At 61.2% G+C, this 18,851-nt stretch carries 16 protein-coding genes (1 of these 16 running past the window's edge); 7 read left to right on the top strand and 9 right to left on the bottom strand.

Annotated features, from left to right (window positions below):
• The first annotated feature begins 14 nt into the window (after nt 1–14).
• Both PMI21_RS27415 and PMI21_RS27420 read left to right on the top strand, forming a co-directional pair.
• Entirely contained in the window at nt 15–644 is a 630-nt protein-coding gene (locus PMI21_RS27415) for a LysE family translocator (RefSeq protein ID WP_007933146.1), read from the top strand.
• Nucleotides 645–670: 26 nt separating this feature from the next.
• Nucleotides 671–1,000: an antibiotic biosynthesis monooxygenase family protein gene (locus tag PMI21_RS27420; RefSeq protein WP_007933145.1), complete on the top strand. Its 330-nt coding sequence runs from the start codon at nt 671–673 to the stop codon at nt 998–1,000.
• A 37-nt stretch (nt 1,001–1,037) separates the two neighbouring features.
• On the opposite strand, the gene inhA is transcribed toward PMI21_RS27420, so the two are convergent.
• A complete protein-coding gene (gene inhA, locus PMI21_RS27425; RefSeq protein ID WP_007933144.1) occupies nt 1,038–1,724 on the bottom strand; it encodes an isonitrile hydratase in 687 nt (228 codons plus the stop codon).
• 90 nt (nt 1,725–1,814) lie between these two features.
• Here inhA and PMI21_RS27430 point away from each other — a divergent pair, with 90 nt between their 5' ends.
• The gene (locus PMI21_RS27430) at nt 1,815–2,807 is read left to right on the top strand and encodes a GlxA family transcriptional regulator (RefSeq protein ID WP_007933143.1); all 993 of its coding nucleotides are present in this window, start codon (nt 1,815–1,817) and stop codon (nt 2,805–2,807) included.
• On the opposite strand, the gene PMI21_RS27435 is transcribed toward PMI21_RS27430, so the two are convergent.
• Complete coding sequence (locus PMI21_RS27435; RefSeq protein ID WP_007933142.1) at nt 2,776–3,678, bottom strand: alpha/beta fold hydrolase; 903 nt, start codon at nt 3,676–3,678, stop codon at nt 2,776–2,778. The genes PMI21_RS27430 and PMI21_RS27435 overlap by 32 nt on opposite strands.
• Nucleotides 3,679–3,738: 60 nt before the next feature.
• Nucleotides 3,739–4,128 (bottom strand): hypothetical protein, encoded by a 390-nt coding sequence (locus tag PMI21_RS27440; RefSeq protein WP_007933140.1) that lies wholly within the window; start codon nt 4,126–4,128, stop codon nt 3,739–3,741.
• Between the two features lie 688 nt (nt 4,129–4,816).
• On the opposite strand from PMI21_RS27440, the gene PMI21_RS27445 reads away from it, so the two are divergent.
• Entirely contained in the window at nt 4,817–5,191 is a 375-nt protein-coding gene (locus PMI21_RS27445; RefSeq protein ID WP_007933139.1) for a DUF6124 family protein, read from the top strand.
• Between the two features lie 426 nt (nt 5,192–5,617).
• On the opposite strand, the gene PMI21_RS27450 is transcribed toward PMI21_RS27445, so the two are convergent.
• The 5 genes from PMI21_RS27450 to idi form a co-directional block, all read right to left on the bottom strand.
• The gene (locus tag PMI21_RS27450; RefSeq protein ID WP_007933138.1) at nt 5,618–6,631 is read right to left on the bottom strand and encodes a terpene synthase family protein; all 1,014 of its coding nucleotides are present in this window, start codon (nt 6,629–6,631) and stop codon (nt 5,618–5,620) included.
• 15 nt (nt 6,632–6,646) lie between these two features.
• A complete protein-coding gene (locus PMI21_RS27455) occupies nt 6,647–7,567 on the bottom strand; it encodes a class I SAM-dependent methyltransferase (protein ID WP_007933137.1) in 921 nt (306 codons plus the stop codon).
• A gap of 147 nt (nt 7,568–7,714) precedes the next feature.
• The gene (locus PMI21_RS29790) at nt 7,715–7,939 is read right to left on the bottom strand and encodes a hypothetical protein (protein WP_007933135.1); all 225 of its coding nucleotides are present in this window, start codon (nt 7,937–7,939) and stop codon (nt 7,715–7,717) included.
• A gap of 126 nt (nt 7,940–8,065) precedes the next feature.
• The gene (locus PMI21_RS27465) at nt 8,066–9,034 is read right to left on the bottom strand and encodes an SAM-dependent methyltransferase (protein ID WP_007933134.1); all 969 of its coding nucleotides are present in this window, start codon (nt 9,032–9,034) and stop codon (nt 8,066–8,068) included.
• A gap of 97 nt (nt 9,035–9,131) precedes the next feature.
• Nucleotides 9,132–9,671 carry an isopentenyl-diphosphate Delta-isomerase gene (gene idi / locus PMI21_RS27470; RefSeq protein WP_007933126.1) on the bottom strand — a complete coding sequence of 180 codons (540 nt, stop codon included), beginning with the start codon at nt 9,669–9,671 and terminating at the stop codon, nt 9,132–9,134.
• Nucleotides 9,672–9,953: 282 nt separating this feature from the next.
• On the opposite strand from idi, the gene PMI21_RS27475 reads away from it, so the two are divergent.
• The gene (locus tag PMI21_RS27475) at nt 9,954–11,126 is read left to right on the top strand and encodes an MFS transporter (RefSeq protein ID WP_007933124.1); all 1,173 of its coding nucleotides are present in this window, start codon (nt 9,954–9,956) and stop codon (nt 11,124–11,126) included.
• A gap of 20 nt (nt 11,127–11,146) precedes the next feature.
• Here PMI21_RS27475 and PMI21_RS27480 read toward each other — a convergent pair whose 3' ends face one another.
• Nucleotides 11,147–12,280 (bottom strand): cupin-like domain-containing protein, encoded by a 1,134-nt coding sequence (locus PMI21_RS27480; protein WP_007933123.1) that lies wholly within the window; start codon nt 12,278–12,280, stop codon nt 11,147–11,149.
• A 157-nt stretch (nt 12,281–12,437) separates the two neighbouring features.
• On the opposite strand from PMI21_RS27480, the gene PMI21_RS27485 reads away from it, so the two are divergent.
• Together PMI21_RS27485 and PMI21_RS27490 are read left to right on the top strand one after the other, a co-directional pair.
• The gene (locus tag PMI21_RS27485) at nt 12,438–13,175 is read left to right on the top strand and encodes a thioesterase II family protein (protein WP_007933121.1); all 738 of its coding nucleotides are present in this window, start codon (nt 12,438–12,440) and stop codon (nt 13,173–13,175) included.
• Nucleotides 13,176–13,560: 385 nt separating this feature from the next.
• Nucleotides 13,561–18,851, top strand: partial view of a non-ribosomal peptide synthetase gene (locus tag PMI21_RS27490; RefSeq protein WP_007933119.1) — the 5' portion only. The gene runs 7,090 nt beyond the window's last position; only the first 5,291 of its 12,381 coding nucleotides appear in the window; the start codon lies at nt 13,561–13,563; the stop codon falls past the right edge of the window.

Here is an 18,851-nt window from a genome sequence, read left to right as displayed (position 1 = left end):
ACGGAGACTTCGCTGTGATTGACCCTGCGACCTTATCGATTTTCGTCGGCGCGGTGATGTTGTTGCTGCTGTCACCCGGACCGAACATGGCCTTCGTGATCAGCCATGGCGCCAGTTATGGCTGGCGCGGTGGTGTGGCGTCGGGATTGGGCATTGGCCTGGCCGATCTGATCCTGACGGCGCTGACGGCGATGGGGGTTACCGCACTGGTTGCCAGTTGGCCGCCGGCCTTCGACCTGATCCGTTATGCCGGCGTCCTGTACCTGCTGTGGCTGGCGTTCAAGGCGTTGCAAAAACCATCGGCCAGCGGCACGTCGGATGTTGCGCAGGTGCCGCTCAAGATCCTGCTGATCCGGGCGATGCTCAACAGCCTGCTGAACCCCAAGGCCTTGCTGTTTTTCATGGTGTTCCTGCCGCAATTCGTTAACGCGCAACGAGGCTCGATTGCCTTACAGCTGGTGCTGCTGGGCATGGTGCTGACCCTGGTCAGTGGCGTGTTTCACACCTTGCTCGGGGTTTTCGGCAGCACGGTCAGCCGGCGTATTTCCAGCACGTCGACATTCGCCAGATGGCAGTCATTGGGACTGGCTGCGGTACTGCTGTTGCTCGCCGTCCGGCTGGCCCTGATGACTCGTCCGGCCTGACTCATTCGTTGAAAAGGAATCTGTGCATGTACATCGCATCGTTTATCTACAAACCCGGGCAACGGGACGAGGAGTTCAACCGGTTGAGCGCGTTGATCGACGAAGTCGCGATCAGCATCGAAGGGTTCGTCGGCACCCAATCCTGGTGCTCGGCCGATGGCGAACTGGTCAACGCCAGTTACTACTGGCAGGACGAAACTTCTATCCGGGAATTCGCCAGCCACCCCAGGCACCTGGAGGCCAAGCGTCAGTACCGCAAGTGGTACGCGGGTTATCAAGTGGTGATCGCCAAAGTAGAGCGGGCTTATGGCGATGACTCGTTCGAGCTGTTTGTGCCGAATGGTCGGCGTGGATGACTGGCTGCGGGGGCGATAGCTCCCGCAGCCATTTCTTTCACTGGAGGTCGAGTTTCGCCGCAGCACGTTCGGTGATTTCCGTACGCAATTTCAACGACCCGGCAGCGCGTTTACGGGCTTCTTCCAGCACGCTGGCTGGCGCCGTTTCGGGGCTGCCTGATGCAAACGGCGGTGCCGGGGCGTATTCAAGCTGCAATTGCACCAGTTGCGCGGTGTCCTTATCGAACAACTCAGCGGCCAGGGTCAGGGCAAAATCGATGCCTGCGGTGATCCCGCCACCCGTCAGCAGATTGCCGTCGCGCACCACCCGATCCTTCACCGGAATCGCCCCCAACAGCCCGAGCAATTCGTGATACGCCCAGTGAGTGGTGGCGCGCTTGCCCTTGAGCAACCCCGCCGCGCCAAGCACCAGAGCGCCGGTGCAGACCGAGGTGACATACCGCGCCGTGGCGGCCTGAGCCTTGATGAAGGCTAGGGTTTGTTCATCCTCCATCAATGGCCCGACACCACCGCCACCGGGAACGCAGATCACATCCAGCGGCGGGCAATCGTCGAAGGTGATGGTCGGTTTCAACACCAGCCCGGTACTCGCGGTGACTGGCACCAGGTCCTTCCAGATCAGATGCACCTTGACGTCCGGCAGCGAGGCCAGCACGTCATAAGGGCCGGTCAGGTCCAGTTGTTGAACCTGTGGAAACAACAGTAAACCGATCTGCAACGTCATGGCGTTTTTCTCCTGATTGAGGTGGACGGCTTCACTGTAGGCTCGTAGGATCTGGCGTACACGCCAATAACCCCACGAATTACGCCAAACATGCCGAGCCCCCCGAAAACCATTCACGTGCTGGCCTTTGCCAACGTGCAAGTGCTCGACGTCACCGGGCCCTTGCAGGTGTTCGCCTCGGCCAACGACATTGCCCGCCAGCAAGGTCTGTCGCCGCCCTATGCGCCGTCGGTGATTGCCAGCAGTGGCGGGGCAGTGATGTCGTCGGCGGGTTTGGCGCTGTTGGCGGAGCCGCTGCCGGATCGGGGCAGCGACACCTTGATCATTGCTGGTGGCTGGGGCGTTTACGCGGCGGCGCAGGACGAGTCGCTGGTGGCGTGGGTGCGTGAGCATGCGCGAGATTGCCGGCGGGTGTCGTCCGTGTGCACCGGGGCGTTTTTGCTGGCGGCCAGCGGTTGGCTCGACGGTCGACGAGTGGTGACGCACTGGACCCGCTGCGAGCAATTGGCGCAGCAGCATCCCAAACTGCAGGTCGAACCCAACCCGATCTTCATCAACGACGGTCCGGTCTGGACCTCGGCCGGGGTTACCGCGGGCATTGATCTGGCGTTGGCCATGGTCGAACAGGATCTCGGCCGCACCATGGCCCTGGAAGTCGCCCGGCAACTGGTGGTGTTTCTCAAGCGTCCGGGGGGCCAGTCGCAGTTCAGCGTGACCCTGTCGTTGCAGAAAGAAGGCAACCGATTCGACGAGCTCCACGCCTGGATTAGCGAAAACCTCACCAAGGACCTCGGCATCCCGACCTTGGCCTTGCAGGCCGGGATGAGCGAGCGCAGCTTCGTCCGTCACTACCGCGCCGACACCGGCCAGACCCCGGCACGAGCCATCGAGCTGATTCGGGTCGAGACAGCGCGACGGCTGCTCAGCGACACCGGCGTACCGATCAAACGGGTCGCGGTGCAATGCGGGTTTGGCAGCGAAGAAACCTTGCGTCGCAGTTTTCTGCGAGCCATGGGCGTGACACCGCAGTCTTATCGCGAGCGGTTTTCCGTCAGTCCTCCAGCAGATCCAGTATTGCCTTGAGCGTCGCCTCGGGCGCTTCCTCGGGAATGTTATGCCCGACGCCCGCCAACACTCGGCGTTCGTAGGGGCCGGTAAAACGCTCGGCGTCTTCATCGACTTCGGGCGCGGGGCCCACGCCGTCATCGGCGCCGCACAGGGAAATCGTCGGCACGCCGATCACCGGTTGCTGGGTCAACGCTTCTTCCATCCACTCCAGCGCCGGGTCGCCGGACGCGTACATGAACCGGTGTCGGTACGAGTGAATAACCACTTCGACGAAATCCGGATTATCGAAGACTGGCGCGCTCAAGGGATAACGATCGGCATTTTGCGCCCAGGTCGGTGACCACAGACGCCAGAGCAGTTCGCACAGCGCCCGGCGGTTTTGGGTCAAGCCTTCCACGCCGCGCGGGGTGTGAAAGTAATACTGATACCAGAGGCGATGTTCGGTCTGCGGATCCAGAGGCTGGGTGGAGCGGGGAATGTTCTGCAGGTTGTAACCGTCCCCGGTCACCAGACAGCGCACCCGCTCCGGCCTTAGCGCCGCAACAATGCACGCCGCCCGACCGCCCCAGTCGTAACCGCACAGCGCGGCTTGTTTGATGGCAAGAGCGTCCATCAGGTCCAGCAAATCCTGGGCGAGAGCGGCTTGCTGGCCGGAGCGCAGGGTGTCGGGGTTGTTGAAACGGGTCGGGCCGTAACCGCGCAGATACGGGACGATGACGCGGTAGCCCTTCGCTGCGAGGGTTGGAGCGATGTCGTCGTAGGCGCGGGGGGAGTAGGGGAAGCCGTGGAGCAGAATGACCGGGTCGCCGCTGCTGGGGCCGTATGCTTCGTAGGCGAGATTGAGGCTGGGCGTCAGTGCATAGTGGATCAGCGCGTCATTGTTCATTCGATGCTCCGCAGTGGCTGTTTTGAGATGGCCGATTCAAATCGATCCGAGGCCTGTTTCTCAGGCTTCCACGTCCGCCACCTGATTGAAGTATTTCGATCGGTCCGGCGTAAACGTCACCACCATTTTGGTCCTGGAACAGGTCAACGCCCGTTCTGCGCTCAGATCAATATCCAGATCTTCCCCGCGCAACCCCTGCCATTGGGCGAGGTACTTGAGGGAGCCGTATTTTTCGAGTTTCTTCAGGCTGCGGCTGACGCCACCTTTCCAGCCCAGCACCGGAAGTTCACCGGTGAGGCATTGGTGGGCGAGGTCGGGGAAGCGGGCGGCGCGTTGGCGGCCGATTTCCCAGCATTTGATCAGGCCTTTGTCGTGGCCCTCCCACAGTTCAGTCCGGTTCAGGCCTGATCGGAGTGGGGTATCGATGCTGCGATGGATGCGCTGGGTCATTCTGGTTCCTTGAATTCGGGTTTTGTTGGACAGCTCCGCTGTACCCGTTGAGCGTGGATGGTAGGGATGGATGCAGGTACTGGCAACAAGGTATTTCCGGATGTAGGAATGAGTGACTGTGTGTTGATTGGGCAGGTTTGTTTAATAAATGTAGGTGTTTGGCTTACGCGATCCTGTGGCGAGGGAGCTTGCTCCCGTTCGGCTGCGCAGCGGTCGTAAAGCCAGCAAATGCGGTGCTTCTGGAGGAATGTGGTTGAGCATTCGGGGGGCCGCTGCGCGCCCCAGCGGGAGCAAGCTCCCTCGCCACGGGAGTTCAGTGGTGGCTGACGGTGAGTGTTTAAGTTCATCGCGGGTAGGCCTCGATCCTACAAAAAGTGTCGTAAAAGTGGATATTTCCGACGAGTTTTGGCGGTTGTAGGTTAGGAAAGGGAGTCGATAGTCTTTCCGGGTCCGCTGCCAATTCAGCGACCGGGTTTGGTCACCCGTGCAATGTCAGGCGTGCAAGCGCCAACGTGAGCATGTCGGCGCTTTTTCTTGTGCTTGTCGGTATGCTTCGCGGTGGGCTGTGCGCGGGGCACTTTCGAGTGCGCCGGGTGCCTGACTTCCCGGTTGACCAACCTGCGTACCGCCCACCACCCATCGTTTGGTCACGACGGCGGTGAGCTTCATGAATGTCAGGAGTTACACCATGATAAAAGACAGTCCCAATCCCCCAGAAACCGACAACGTTTCCCCCTACGAATCACCCGATTCCAAAAAACTCAACGAAGCCGCTGAGCGCGCGCTCGACCACTACCTCAAACCCACCCCGAAAAAAACCGAAGGCCGTAAGCCAAGCAAGATGTTTCTGGTTGCGCCGGATATGGATAACGAAAGTCTGCTGGCCCATGTCTGCGAATCACTGGCCTCGGCCAGCGTCATGACCAGCGACATTGCTGCGTATGTCGACGCCCCGCAACGGCATACGCTCCTGGCGATTCAGCAGGTCATCATGCTGGCCGAGCTGGCGGTGAATCGGGTGCTGGATAACGTCGACGTACCGAAGCCTGCGCCATACAGCTGATCCATTGTAGGAGCGAGCGGTGCGGCGATCCGACTTGCCCGCGAAGGCGATCTCACGTTCAACATGCACGTCGCCTGACACACCGCTTTCGCGGGCAAGCCTCGCTCCTACAGGTCCAGCGTGAGTCTGTGGGACCGAGGCTTGCCCGCGAAGCAGGCGCCTCGGCCTCAAGGCTGCCAGAAGTTCTTCTCCCCCCACTCAACTTCCGATCCAGAAAGCTCGCCGAGCTGATCAGCGCCAGGTGGGGCAGTGCTTGCGGTGTGTTGCCCAGGTGTCGGGCGTGGCTGTCGAGCTCTTCGGCGTACAGCCCCAGTGTCTTCTCGGTGCGACTGACTGTGTCGCGCTGCCACGCATCGAACGAGACGTCTGGGCGCATGCCCGCGCCGATGGCGCGCTTCGCTTGATAGCCGAGCTGCATGGGGCATATCAGCTCTCCGCGAGGGCAGGTGCAGGCTCGGGATCGAGAACAATGAGCCGTGAGCGGGTCCAGTCCCAACCATTACCCCGGCTGTCCACGTACCGGTCGTTTTCCAGCAGCCAGCGCAGATTGCCCGCGCAGATCTGACCCAAGCCATCCAGGTACATGCCGATACGATCGGCATCCGGGCGATTGGCGTAGCGGCGACGCAGCACTTCGCAGAGCTCGATACGCGTGCGGTCAGCCTCGCGGATACGCTGGCACAGGATGTCGGCCGCTTCCTGTGGGCTGTGGCCGTGCACCATGCGCAGGCTTTCCATCGCATTGAGGGTTACGCCGGCGGTGTGCTCTTTGCGATGGGAGAGGATGTCGTTGACCAGACCGACGTGTTCGTTGGTGACCCGGATGGCCGATTGCAGTTCGCGGTCTTCCGCCAGTAACTCGGTCAGATCGAGTTTGTACAAAAACTCGGCCACAGGGAAAGAGGGCAAGAGGCCTGTGTTCAGATGGCGCAGCTCGAGGAATTCGTCGAACGGCAGCACCTTGCCAGCGGCGACCAGCCTGGCTTCTTCCTCCACGCTTTCGAACCAAGCCTGCCACGCTTGGCAGTAGCGGCGATACACCGGTGCTGGCATGTGCTGCCGCAGTTTGCCAAAGATGTTCTGTGCGGCATGGGCGAAAGGATGCCCTTCCAGCAACGCGACTTCGCCGTCATGGAACATCGCATGCCGGCCCAGGGGCATATCGTCGATGGCCAGGATAAGGCTTGTCACGCATGAGGTATGGACGAGGCGATCGGCCGATCCAATAGGGAATATCAGGCAGTCCCACATGGGAAGATGAAGCTGCAGGAAGCGAAGCCGCGCAGCCTCGTCGGTGAACGGGAGGAATTCTCGGACCCAGGCGGCATTGAGTTCGTCGATGATGGGATAGTCCGGGTGAATCCTCGGGGGCACGCTGCAGTGCATCTCCGGAATGTAGAAGCTCACCTCGGGCGTGAGGGCCTGCGCAGAATGGTTCATGGCTCGCTCCTTTCACTAGCGCTTGCGCGCGATGAAACTGAATGAAGACGCCTTGTTCTTTTGCAAAGCGTCCGAAAAGTTGATTGCGATCTCTCGCAGCTGGGAGAAGTTGGGATTACGGCTGTCGGGGTAGTGCGCGTCAACGTTGTCCTTGACGAGCGCGTACCAGCGAATCACCTCCTCGTTGGAGGGGGTGACGCGGCTGTCGATAACTTCAAAGCCGTTGTCCTCCAGAGCTTTGTGCAGGCTGTCCGGCGTCTTGCGATGGCCTGAGGCGGCGCGATCCACCTTGTCGGGGATGAACGACTGGTAGGTCGCCAAGTCCACTTTGTAGAGACTTTCTGAAATGATCACCGTGCCGTTGGTGCGCATGCGCTGCGCCAGCGACTGCATGGTTTCCTGCAGCACCTGCGGTGTGAAGTGGAAGAGACTGCCTCGGAAAATAGCGAGGTCGTAGAGCAGCTCTGGGTCAGGCAGAGCGCCGATGTCCTTGGCATTGCAAAGGTACAGCCGAATCCTGGCAGCCAAGTCGCGGGGGATCGCCTGGCTGGCATACTCCAACTGAGGGCGGCTGACGTTGACACCGTCGATGCGCTCGCAGTCTGGGTAGCGATTGGCCAGGAAGCTCAGCACCGGCCCCCAGCCGCAGCCGATGTCGATGGCCCTTCGGATGGATTGCGAAGAGACGTCTGCACCAGCCTGTTCGGCCAGCTCGAACTGATACTCCATGTGCCGCCGCCCGGACGCGTCGAGCGGAAGACCGCTCCGGTCCATCTTCTCGTCGAACACGCCGTACTGATACCAGAACTCATTGCCGATCACCTTCCGCCATTCTTCTGGAGGATCGGCGTAGACGCTTTCGATCTTGCTCTGGTAGTGGTCGGCGGTGGAGCTGTGGATGACGTCGATAGCGATTGCACTCTTATGTACTTGCATAGCTGCTCTCCTTGAAGAGGATTAGGGGTGTTGCGCAATGACGCTGTAGGTCGACCACGTCTCCATGGATCACTTGGAACGGCAGCATGGCAACCGAGCCGGCGCGCGTGGCTGTTGTGGTGTTCATCGAGTTCTCCGATGAAGGATTCAGGGGTTGGCGAACGTCGAGTGGCGGATCTCAGAAGGCGAATGCGTGAATTCGGTCGACGCGATCGGGTGGATGGAATCTCCCTGCACGTTGGTGGACTGCGTCGGATAGTTCAGATGGGCGCTGGCAGGGCAGATGACCCCGGGCCGCGAGGACTCATGGAGGAGGTCCTCCCTTTCCATCTTCGTGAAGTCGGACAGCTCTTGTGCTGGGATGTCAGACATTTGAACTCCTGTAATAACGGTCTCGTGATTTACGCGGCGAGCTACTGGCAAGTCGTTGACCATTGACGCTGACTGCAGACATTTTGGGGGGGCTTTAGTCTTCCCTCCTGCAACGCGGAGCATTCGTTACGTGGCGCTGCGGGCGATGACGCTGTAGGTCGAGAACTGGTTCTTGATCAGCGCTACCGAGACATTCACGGCCATCACGCGCAACTCTTCGAGCGGCGACGGAATGGTGTCCGCCGTGAAATGCATCTCGATATTTTTCTTGACGTCCATGAACCAGCGCGCGACGTCGATGTTCTCGGGCAGGACGCGCATGTCCTCCACACTGAGGCCGCTCTGTTCGATGACCTGGCGGAAATATCCCGGTGTCTTGCGATGCTTGCAGGCGAGGCGATCAACGTCGTCGGCGGTGTCCGACTGATAGTGGTCGAGCGGCAGGTTGTAGAGATTGTCGGAGAAGATCACGGTTGCGCCTGGCCTGAGCCGGGAAGCGAGTTTCGCCATCGACCGCTCGTAGAGATCATTTGGGAAGTGCGATATGACACCCCGGACCGTGACCAGATCGTAGGGTTCGTCGGCGTCGGGCAAAAGATCGACATCCTGGGCGTTGCAGAGAAACAGATTGATCCGTTCGCTCAGCCCATGCTCAGCATGATATTTGGCGCAGTGCTCCAGTTGCCTGGGGCTGATATTGATACCGTCCAGCCTTGGGCAGGAGGGAAAGCGGTCGGCCAGATACTTGAGGCCGAAGCCCCAGCCGCAGCCGACATCAAGGATCCGCTTGACCGGTCCAAAGTCGCCGCGATCGTACCCCGCCAGCTCCATCTGCCGGTCGAAATAGCGCAGTCCCGACTCGTCGGGTGAGATCGGCGGCCGCGAGCGTGGGTCGTCATAGACGCCAAACTGAAACATTAGGCGATCGCCGATCGCCTTGCGCCAATCCTCGGGGTCGTCCTGGTAGGTGTAGACGACCTTGTCTTCGTAGCCACTCACCTCAGGCCCCCGGATGACACGGTAGGGCACGGCGCGGCCATGACGGGCAAGCACGGTCTGGAGTGGATGGATGTGATTGATGGCGGACTTGCTCATTGTGATCCTCAGCAGCGAAGTGCCTAAATGCTGGTCGATACAAATGGTGAGGGGGTAGCCGCTGCCGACGGCACCACTGTGGTCGGCGGGATATCGCTCAGGTTTCTGCGAGCTCTTTCCAGGCGTTTATTCCGGCAAGTCCGGTGGTCTGGAGTATTCGCCGGAACCAAATGGTGAAGGTCTCGGGGGCAGCGGCGATGCGTTCGGATATTTGCGAAAGCGGCAGCCATTGCCACGCGTGGGCTTCTTCGGGATTGGCGACGGGGTCGCCATGGCTGATACCGACGAATATGTGGTCGAACTCGTGCTCGATCAGCTGGTTTGAAACGTGTTCACGGTAGAGCAGGGTGGAGACTTTGCGCAGCGAGCAGGTCATGCCCATTTCTTCCTGCAAGCGGCGTTTTGCCGCCGCCATCGTCCGTTCACCAGGTCGAGGGTGGCCGCAACAGGTATTGGTCCACAGGCCTTGAGAATGGTATTTGCCGAAGGCGCGTTGTTGCAGCAAGAGACGGCCGGCATGATCGAAAATGAAGATCGAGAACGCTCGGTGCAGAAGGCCTTTTTGATGGGCCTGTAGTTTGGGCGCACAGCCCTTTTTGCGATCGTGCTGGTCGACCAGAATCAGTAACTCTTCCATAGCAAGATTCCACTAATGTGTCTTCGCTACTGGGCGTTACGGCTGACCAGACAATCTAGAGAAATTCAGACGGTGTTTATGTTTGGTTCGAATCTAGTTGGCGGTTTTGTGTGTTGCAATTTTTTTTCAAAAAACCTATCAGAAATATCAGGGTGAATCGGAAATGTTACAGCGCCTATATGTTCTCGGTTCTACCGGATCTATTGGCGACGTCTCGGACAGATCTTTTGATCCGCAAAGGTTTATGGCACCGTGCACGTCCAAAATAGACGTGATGATGTTATGGCAAACCCCTACCGCGAGCTATTCCACGCCCCAGGCGCACGTGCCTTTGTGCTGGCCGGGATGATCGCGCGCATGCCGATTTCCATGACCGGCATAGGCCTGATCACCATGCTCTCGCAGCTCCAGGGCGGTTACGGCCTGGCGGGTTCCATCGCGGCGACTTTTGCCCTGGCCACGGCATTTTGTGCGCCGCAGGTTTCGCGGCTGGTGGACCGTTTTGGGCAAGGCCGGATTTTGCCGGTGTCGGCGCTGGTCGGCGGCGGGGCGCTGTTGATGCTGTTGCTCTGCACCCGCTTGCAGGCGCCGCACTGGACGTTGTTTGCGTTTGCCGCGCTGGCCGGTTGCATGCCGAGCATGTCGGCGATGGCGCGGGCGCGCTGGACCGAGTTGTATCGCGGTCGTCCTGAGTTGCAAACCGCGTATGCGCTGGAATCGGTGCTGGACGAGGTCTGCTTTATTGTCGGGCCGCCGCTGTCGGTGGGGTTGTGCGTGGTGGTGTTCCCCGAGGCGGGGCCGTTGGCGGCGTTGTTGATGCTGGCAATCGGGGTCACGGCGTTTGTATTGCAGCGCAGCACCGAGCCGCCGGTGCATCCTCATGAAGAACACCATCAGGGTTCGATCATCCGTTCAAGCGAGATCCAGTTGTTGATGCTGTTGATGGTCGCCATGGGCACCATCGTCGGCGTGGTGGATGTGGTCAGCGTCGCTTTCGCCGCGCAGCAGGGGCAACCGGCGGCGGCAAGCGTTGTGCTGTCGGTATATGCCATCGGTTCCTGCCTGGCCGGGTTGGCGTTCGGCGCGTTGCGCTCGAAACTGCCGTTGCCGTTACTGTTTCTCTATGGCGGGGTGGCGACGGCGGTGACCACGTTGCCGTTGCTGTTGGCGGCGAATATTTTCGGCTTGTCGCTGGCGGTGTTCGTCGCCGGGTTGTTCTTTGCGCCAACCCTGATTGTGGCGATGGCGCTGGTGGAACGCATCGTGCCGCCGGCCAAACTCACTGAAGGCCTGACCTGGCTGGTCACCGGTTTGAGCATCGGTGTGGCCCTCGGCGCGGCCAGTTCCGGCTGGCTGGTGGATGCGTTCGGGGCGCGCAGCGGGTTCTGGGTGTCGATTGCTGCGGGTGCCGTGGTGTTGGGGGCGGCGGTGCAGAGTTTCCGTCATTTGAAATAGCCCGCTGTTCCCATAAGGGATTACCAGCCTCTTCCCGAATTCACCCAGAAATTCACCGACAACGACGTCGAAACCGACTCCACCTGATGGAACCAGCCTTCGGGCAGGAACAGCAGGTCGCCGGCCTCTAGGGTCACCCGCAGAAACGTCACGTCTTGCGCGCCGGGGAAGCGCTGGTAATCCGGCGCATCCGGGTTGAAATCACAACCGTCGAGCCCGCCCTGCGGGGCTGTCGACCAGGTGCCGAGGGCTTCGCGGTGATGGGGCGCGGCGAGGGTGAAGGTTTTCTGGCCCCAGACCTGAGCGAACAGGTTGTCGGTGTCGTCGCGGTGCAGCGGTGTCAGTGTGCCCTTGGGGCCGATCCAGATGCGGGGCGGGATGAACAGCGCTTGATCGAAGTAGGGCGGGTACTTGATCTGCTCCATCAACTGCGCCGGCAGGATGTTATTGCCCATGTACGCCGGAGGTTCGCCATCGGCGCTTTTCATCGCCGGGGTGTCCAGCGAGGCGATGAACTCGGCCATGGAAGTGGAGCGGAAATCCCGTTCCGTGGAGAAGGTTTTCTTCACGTAATCGCCGTGGCGGGTGATGCCTTGCAGTTCGGCGAAATGCACCAGTGATTCTTCGCGGCTGAGCTTGAACAGGGGCCAGTCTTGCAGGGCATCGCTGATCACCAGCGGAATCCCGTGGGGCAGGTAGCGAGTCTCGAACTCCAGCACCGACAGCTCGCTGCGTGGCCGGCGCTCCACCGAGCGTTGGGGCGGCAGGCTGGCGGAAACCTTTTCGCTGAAACGCGGCGGGGTCGGGTAGCGCTTGTTCATGTCGACCTTTTCCACCACGCCGCCACCATGGCGGGCGTGATCGATGATCTGCGGCAGCATCGTCGCCAGGCCCATGTTGCCGCCGATTTTCAAGCGGCCGCTGGCGAACAGCTCCTCGACATTGGCCATGCCGCCCATGATCCCGAGAAAGTCCTTTTCCGCGACTTCGATGGTCACGTCGGGGCTGGCATGACGGCCGGCTTCGGTGCGGCTGCTGGCCTTGACCTCGGACCAGTACGCCTGATGCGGGCCGAACACGAATTGAAAAACCCCTTCGATGCCGACGGCACCGGCATTGGCGAACAGCTTGCCCAGGATGGTCTGCAGGTCCACGGCGATGCCTCTTGTTGGTTTTGGTTTGAGCTGGTTTTGGTTTGACTGGTTTTAGTCTGAACAGGAACGAGCACCTGCAGCGAGAATTTAACCGGCGCTGACTAATTTGCGCGGCTTGCGGGTCGTCTTCCCATACAGACGACTTTTTGAGGTAAACGTGGTGACCGAGTTGACCCTGCTGTGTCTGCCGTATTCTGGCGCCAGCGCCATGGTCTACAGCCGCTGGCGGCGCAAGTTGCCGCAGTGGCTGCAGTTGCAGCCGGTGGAGCTGCCGGGACGGGGCGCACGGTTCGGCGAACCGCTGCACACCGACATGCGCTCGCTGGCGATGCAATTGGCCAAGGAATTGCGTTCGACGCTCAAGGCGCCTTACGCCCTGTTTGGCCATAGCCTTGGCGCTTTGCTCGCGTGCGAACTGGCCCACGCCTTTCGTGCGCTGGGTTGCCCGGAGCCGGTGGCGCTGTTTGCCTCGGGCACGGCGGCGCCGACCATGCGGGCCGACTACGACCGAGGCTTTGCCGAGCCGAAAACCGATGCGCAGTTGATCGAGCAGCTGCGAACGCTCAATGGCACCAGCGAAGAGGTGCTGGCCAACGCAGAGTTGATGAGCCTGACGCTGCCGATTCTGCGTGCGGATTTTCTGCTGTGCGGGCGTTTTCAGCCGGTGCAGCGGCCATTGCTCAAGTGCCCGGTGCATGTGCTGGGTGGCAAGGCCGACAAGGCCACTACCGAACAGTTGATCGGCTGGAGCAGGGAAACCCACGGCAGCTTTTCGGTGGACATGCTGGCCGGCGGGCACTTCTTCATTCATGAGCACGAAGCCAAGGTGCTGCGGGTGATCAAGGATCAGCTGGAGGTTCATCATCGGCGGTATGCCTTGGTTGCAACTGCCTGACCTGCTTTTCCTGTGGGAGCGGGCTTGCCTTAATGCCAGTCAGTTAAGCCGCAATGCTATCCGTAGCAGCTGCCGAGCCCGCGAGGCTGCGTTCGGCTGCGCAGCAGTCGTAAATCCGGGACACACGGATTCTGTTCAAACACCGCGGCGAATGGTTTGGCGACTGCTTCGCAGCCGAACGCAGCCTCGCGGGCTCGGCAGCTGCTACCTAGAGTGCGTCGCGGCTGAAATTGCTTAACTGACTGGCATTGGGGCTTGCCTGCGTTTCCTCGCATTACCTCCCTTCCTGATAGTTGTTCTCAAACGCTAATTTTTCCGGTCTGCATTCGTTTCATAGGGACGACGTGCCTTTGTGCTTCCTGCCTACTGATCCGGATGCTAAGAAATGAATGCTGAAGACTCCTTGAAACTTGCTCGCCGGTTTATCGGGTTGCCCCTGGAAAAGCGCCAGATGTTCCTTGCGGCCTTGCACAAGGAGGGCGTGGACTTCGCCCGTTTTCCGATTCCACAAGGGGTCGAGGCCGAGGACCGGCAAGCGCTGTCCTACGCCCAGCAACGCATGTGGTTTCTCTGGCAGCTGGACCCGCACAGCGGCGCCTACAACTTGCCGGGCGCGGTGCGCCTGACCGGGCAACTGAACCTGCCGGCCCTGGAGCAAGCGTTCGCCAGCCTGGTGGCGCGTCATGAAACCCTGCGCACGGTGTTCCAGCGCCAGCCTGACGAGACCCTGCAACAAGCGCCGACCCGTGCGCCGCTGGTGGTCGAACAGGTCGACTTCAGCGCGTTGCCAACCCTTGAGCGCGAACAGGCCGTAGCCGAGGCCGCCCAACAGCAATCGTTGCTGCCGTTCGATTTGGCCGTCGGGCCGCTGCTGCGGGTCAAGCTGCTCAAACTCGCCGAGCAGGAGCACGTGCTGCTACTGACCCTGCACCACATCGTTTCCGATGGCTGGTCGATGAACGTGTTGATCGACGAGTTCATCCGCTGCTACGACGCCCATGATGCCGGCGCGCAACCGCAGCTCGCGCCGTTGCCGATTCAATACAGCGACTACGCCTTGTGGCAACGCCGCTGGCTGGAGGCCGGGGAGCAGGCGCGGCAACTGGAGTACTGGCAAGCCCAATTGGGCGATGAGCATCCGGTGCTGGAACTGCCCACCGATCATCCGCGCCCGGCGATGCCCAGCTATCGCGGCACGCGTTATGAGTTCGGCATCGACGGCCCACTGGCCGAGCTACTGCGAGCCACCGCGCAGAAACACAACATCACCTTGTTCATGCTGTTGCTCGGCGCGTTCAACGCGTTGCTGCACCGTTACACCGGGCAGACCGACATCCGCGTCGGCGTGCCGATCGCCAACCGCAATCGCGGCGAAATCGAAGGCCTGATCGGTTTCTTCGTCAACACCCAAGTGCTGCGCACCCGGCTCGACGGCCAGACCCGCGTGGCGGATTTGTTCAGTGATATCAAGGAAACCGCCCTCGGCGCCCAGGCCCATCAGGACTTGCCGTTCGAGCGGCTGGTGGAAGCGTTGAAGCTGGAGCGCAGCCTCAGCCACACGCCGTTGTTCCAGGTGATGTACAACCATCAGCCGCAGGTGGCGGACATTTCCACGGTGACCACCGCCTCGGGCCTGGAACTGGGCGTGATCGAATGGGAAGGGCGCACCACCCAATTCGACCTGACCCTGGACACCTATGAAAAGGCCGGCACACTGCACGCCGCGCTGACCTACGCCAATGACCTGTTCGATGCATCGACCATCGCCCGCATGGCACGGCACTGGACCCATTTGCTGCACGGTATGGTCGGCGACAGCCAGCAGCGCATCAGCGATTTGCCGTTGCTTGAAACCGAGGAATACCAGCGCATCGTCCATGACTGGAACCGCGCTGATGAAGGTTTCGCCGATGATCTGTGCATCCATGAGCTGATCGCCAGACAGGTCGCGACCATGCCGGACGCGCTGGCGGTGACCTTTGCGGCCAGACAACTGACTTACGCCGAACTCGACAGCCGCGCCAACCAACTCGCCCACAAGCTGATCGAGTTGGGCGTGGGCCCGGAAGTGCGGGTCGGCGTGGCGATGCAGCGTTCCGACAGTCTGTTGGTGGCGTTGCTCGCGGTGCTCAAGGCCGGCGGCGCCTATGTGCCGCTGGACCCGGATTACCCGGCCGACCGCGTGGCCTATATGCTCGAAGACAGCCGTGCTTTGGTGCTGCTGACCGAGCAGGCCGTTGCGGCAACATTGAACGTGACGGTGGGCACTGAAGTGCTGTTGATGGACGCCGCCGAGTCGTGGCTGGCCGCTTACCCGCGCAGCGCCCCAGTCACTCGCGTCACGCCGGATAACCTCGCCTACGTGATCTACACCTCGGGCTCCACCGGCAAGCCCAAAGGCGTGGCCATCGCCCATCGCAACGTGCTGGCGTTGATCGACTGGTCGCAAACGGTGTACAGCCGCGACGACATTCAGGGGGTGCTGGCTTCGACTTCGGTGTGTTTCGACCTGTCGGTATGGGAACTGTTTGTCACCCTGGCCAACGGTGGTTCGGTGATCATCGCCCGTAACGCCCTGGAGCTGCCGCAACTACCGGCCCGCGATCAGGTGCGCCTGATCAACACCGTGCCCTCGGCGATCAATGCATTGCAGCGCGACGGGCAGATCCCGCCGAGCGTGCGCATCATCAATCTGGCCGGTGAGCCGCTGAAGCAGAGCCTGGTGGAGGCGCTGTATCAGCAGCCGACCATCGAGCATGTCTACGACCTCTACGGTCCATCGGAAGACACCACCTATTCCACCTGGACTCGCCGCCAGTCCGGCGGCAGCGCCAACATTGGTCGACCGCTCAAACACACCGCCAGCTATTTGCTCGACGCCGATCTGCAACCGGTACCGCAGGGCGTATCGGCCGAGTTGTACCTGGCTGGCGCGGGCATCACCCGGGGTTACCTGGCGCGGCCGGGCATGACTGCCGAGAAGTACGTGCCGAACCCGTTTGCCAGCAACGGCGAGCGTCTGTATCGCACCGGTGACCTGACCCGCTATCAGGTCGACGGCGCGCTGCAATACGTCGGTCGCATCGATCATCAGGTCAAGGTTCGTGGTTTCCGCATCGAGCTGGGTGAAATCGAAGCGCGGCTGTTGCAGCAGGACGCGGTACGCGAACTGGCGGTGTTGGCCCAAGACGGCGCCAGCGGTCAGCAACTGGTCGCCTACATCGTGCCGACCGATGCCGCGGTGTTGGCGGACAATGCCGATGCTCAAGCGAACCTGCGCGAAACCCTGAAAGCCGCGCTGCGCCAACATTTGCCGGACTACATGGCCCCGGCGTATCTGCTGTTCCTCGAACAATTGCCGTTGACCCCCAACGGCAAGCTCGACCGCAAGGCTTTGCCTGCGGTCGACGGCACCCGGCAGCAACGTGAACACGTGGCGCCACGCACGGCCCTGGAAAAGTCTCTGGCAGCGATCTGGCAGGACATCCTGGCCATCGACAACGTCGGCCTGGAAGACAACTTCTTCGAGCTGGGCGGCGACTCCATTGTGTCGATGCAAGTGGTCAGCCGCGCGCGTCAGGCGGGCATCGTGTTGAGCCCCAAAGACCTGTTCCAGTACCAGACCATCCGCAGCCTGGCGCAAGTGGCCCGCAGCGGTGAACAGAACCTGATCGATCAAGGTCCGGCTGTTGGCGCTGTGGCCCTGACGCCGGTGCAGCACTGGTTCTTCGAGCAAACCATCCCTGAGCGTCATCACTGGAACCAGTCGCTGCTGCTGGTCCCGCGCGAAGCGCTGGATGCCGAGGCGCTGGATCAAGCGTTGGCACAGTTGCTCAGGCATCACGACGGTTTGCGTCTGCGTTATGAAAAGACCGACGCCGGTTGGCAGCAGGCCTATGGCGCAGTGTCCGGTGAGTCGGTGTTGTGGCAACGCTCGGCGCAATCGCTCGAAGAACTGAATGCGCTGTGCGACGAAGCCCAGCGCAGTCTTGATCTGAGCAACGGCCCGTTGCTGCGAGCGTTGTCGGTGCAGATGGCCGATGGCACTCAGCGGCTGTTGCTGGTGATTCACCACTTGGCGGTGGACGGTGTGTCGTGGCGGGTATTGCTGGAAGATCTGCAGCAGTTCTATCGCCAGGCACGCGATGGCTCGACGCTGACGACGGCGGCGAAAACCAGTTCATACCAGCGCTGGGTGGCGCGTCTGCAAAGCCACCTGCCAACGTTCCACAACAGTGTCGATTATTGGCAGGCGCAACTGCGCGATGCAGCGCACAACGACTTGCCGTGCGACCGCCCTGACGGCGCACTGCAAAACCGTTTCGAGCAGAAAGTCGAACTGACCTTCGACGCCGAACAAACCCGCAAACTGCTGCAACAGGCACCGGCGGCTTATCGCACTCAGGTCAATGATCTGTTGCTGACCGCGCTGGCGCGGGCCGTGTGCCGCTGGACCGGGCAGGGCAGCACGCTGATCCAGCTCGAAGGCCATGGTCGCGAAGACCTGTTCGACGACATCGATTTGACCCGCACCGTCGGCTGGTTCACCAGTCTGTTCCCGGTCAACCTGAGCCCGGCCGGCGATCTCGGCGCATCGATCAAAACAGTCAAGGAGCAACTGCGCGCGGTGCCGGACAAAGGTCTGGGCTACGGCGTGCTGCGCTACCTGGCCGATCCGCAGGTTGGCGCCGCTCTGGCGGCCTTGCCGCAACCGCGCATCACCTTCAACTACCTGGGGCAGTTCGACCGCCAGTTCGACGAAGCGGCGTTGTTTGTGCCGTCCAGCGAAGGCAGTGGCGTGGCCCAGGATCCGTCGGCACCATTGGCCAACTGGCTGACGGTCGAAGGCCAGGTGTACGGCGGCGAGCTGTCGATGAGCTGGGGCTTCAGCCGCGAGATGTTCGACACCGCGACCATCCAGCAGCTGGTTGATCAATACGCTGTCGAACTCAACGGGTTGATCGAGCATTGCTGCACCCTCGAAGCTCCACAAGCCACGCCGTCGGACTTCCCGCTGGCGCGCATCACCCAGGCGCAACTTGATGTACTGCCGGTGGCTGTTGGCCAACTCGACGACCTCTATCCGCTGTCGCCGATGCAGCAGGGGCTGTTGTTCCACACCCTGTACGAGCAGGCGGCGGGCGAGTACATCAATCAGTTGCGGATGGATGTGCAAGGCATCGAGCCCGAGCGTTTCCGCGCCGCCTGGCAGGCCACGGTCGATGCTCAGGATATCTTGCGTACTGGTTTTGTCTGGCAGGGCGAACTGGAGCAACCGGTGCAGATCGTCCACAAACAGGTGCAGTTGCCGTTCACCGTGCTCGACTGGCGTGAGCGTGACGATCAGCTTCAGGCCCTGAATGAACTGGCCGATGCCGAACGCCAACAAGGATTTGACCTGAGCCAGGCGCCGTTGCTGCGACTGGTGCTGGTGCACACCGCAGCCGATAGCTGGCAGCTGATTTACACCCATCACCACATTCTGATGGATGGCTGGAGCAACTCGCAGTTGCTCGGCGAAGTCTTGCAGCGTTACAGCGGTCGCGCGCCGGTGTCCTCCGGTGGACGCTATCGCGATTACATCGGTTGGTTGCAGTGTCAGGACGCGCAATCGAGCCAGGATTTCTGGCGCGAGCCGTTGGCCTCCTTGCAAGAGCCGACCCGACTGGCGCGGGT

It is taken from the genome of Pseudomonas sp. GM18 (genome assembly GCF_000282195.1).
Lineage (GTDB): Bacteria > Pseudomonadota > Gammaproteobacteria > Pseudomonadales > Pseudomonadaceae > Aquipseudomonas.
The sequence above is the reverse complement of the archived record's forward strand: the minus strand, read 5'-3'. Positions and strand labels throughout refer to the sequence as shown.

Excerpts from the sequence above, each read along its gene's own strand:
- PMI21_RS27420 (WP_007933145.1), top strand. The coding sequence starts at position 671 with ATGTACATCGCATCGTTTATCTACAAACCCGGGCAACGGGACGAGGAG.
- inhA (WP_007933144.1), bottom strand. The coding sequence starts at position 1,724 with ATGACGTTGCAGATCGGTTTACTGTTGTTTCCACAGGTTCAACAACTG.
- PMI21_RS27430 (WP_007933143.1), top strand. The coding sequence starts at position 1,815 with ATGCCGAGCCCCCCGAAAACCATTCACGTGCTGGCCTTTGCCAACGTG.
- PMI21_RS27435 (WP_007933142.1), bottom strand. The coding sequence starts at position 3,678 with ATGAACAATGACGCGCTGATCCACTATGCACTGACGCCCAGCCTCAAT.
- PMI21_RS27440 (WP_007933140.1), bottom strand. The coding sequence starts at position 4,128 with ATGACCCAGCGCATCCATCGCAGCATCGATACCCCACTCCGATCAGGC.
- PMI21_RS27445 (WP_007933139.1), top strand. The coding sequence starts at position 4,817 with ATGATAAAAGACAGTCCCAATCCCCCAGAAACCGACAACGTTTCCCCC.
- PMI21_RS27450 (WP_007933138.1), bottom strand. The coding sequence starts at position 6,631 with ATGAACCATTCTGCGCAGGCCCTCACGCCCGAGGTGAGCTTCTACATT.
- PMI21_RS27455 (WP_007933137.1), bottom strand. The coding sequence starts at position 7,567 with ATGCAAGTACATAAGAGTGCAATCGCTATCGACGTCATCCACAGCTCC.
- PMI21_RS29790 (WP_007933135.1), bottom strand. The coding sequence starts at position 7,939 with ATGTCTGACATCCCAGCACAAGAGCTGTCCGACTTCACGAAGATGGAA.
- PMI21_RS27465 (WP_007933134.1), bottom strand. The coding sequence starts at position 9,034 with ATGAGCAAGTCCGCCATCAATCACATCCATCCACTCCAGACCGTGCTT.
- idi (WP_007933126.1), bottom strand. The coding sequence starts at position 9,671 with ATGGAAGAGTTACTGATTCTGGTCGACCAGCACGATCGCAAAAAGGGC.
- PMI21_RS27475 (WP_007933124.1), top strand. The coding sequence starts at position 9,954 with ATGGCAAACCCCTACCGCGAGCTATTCCACGCCCCAGGCGCACGTGCC.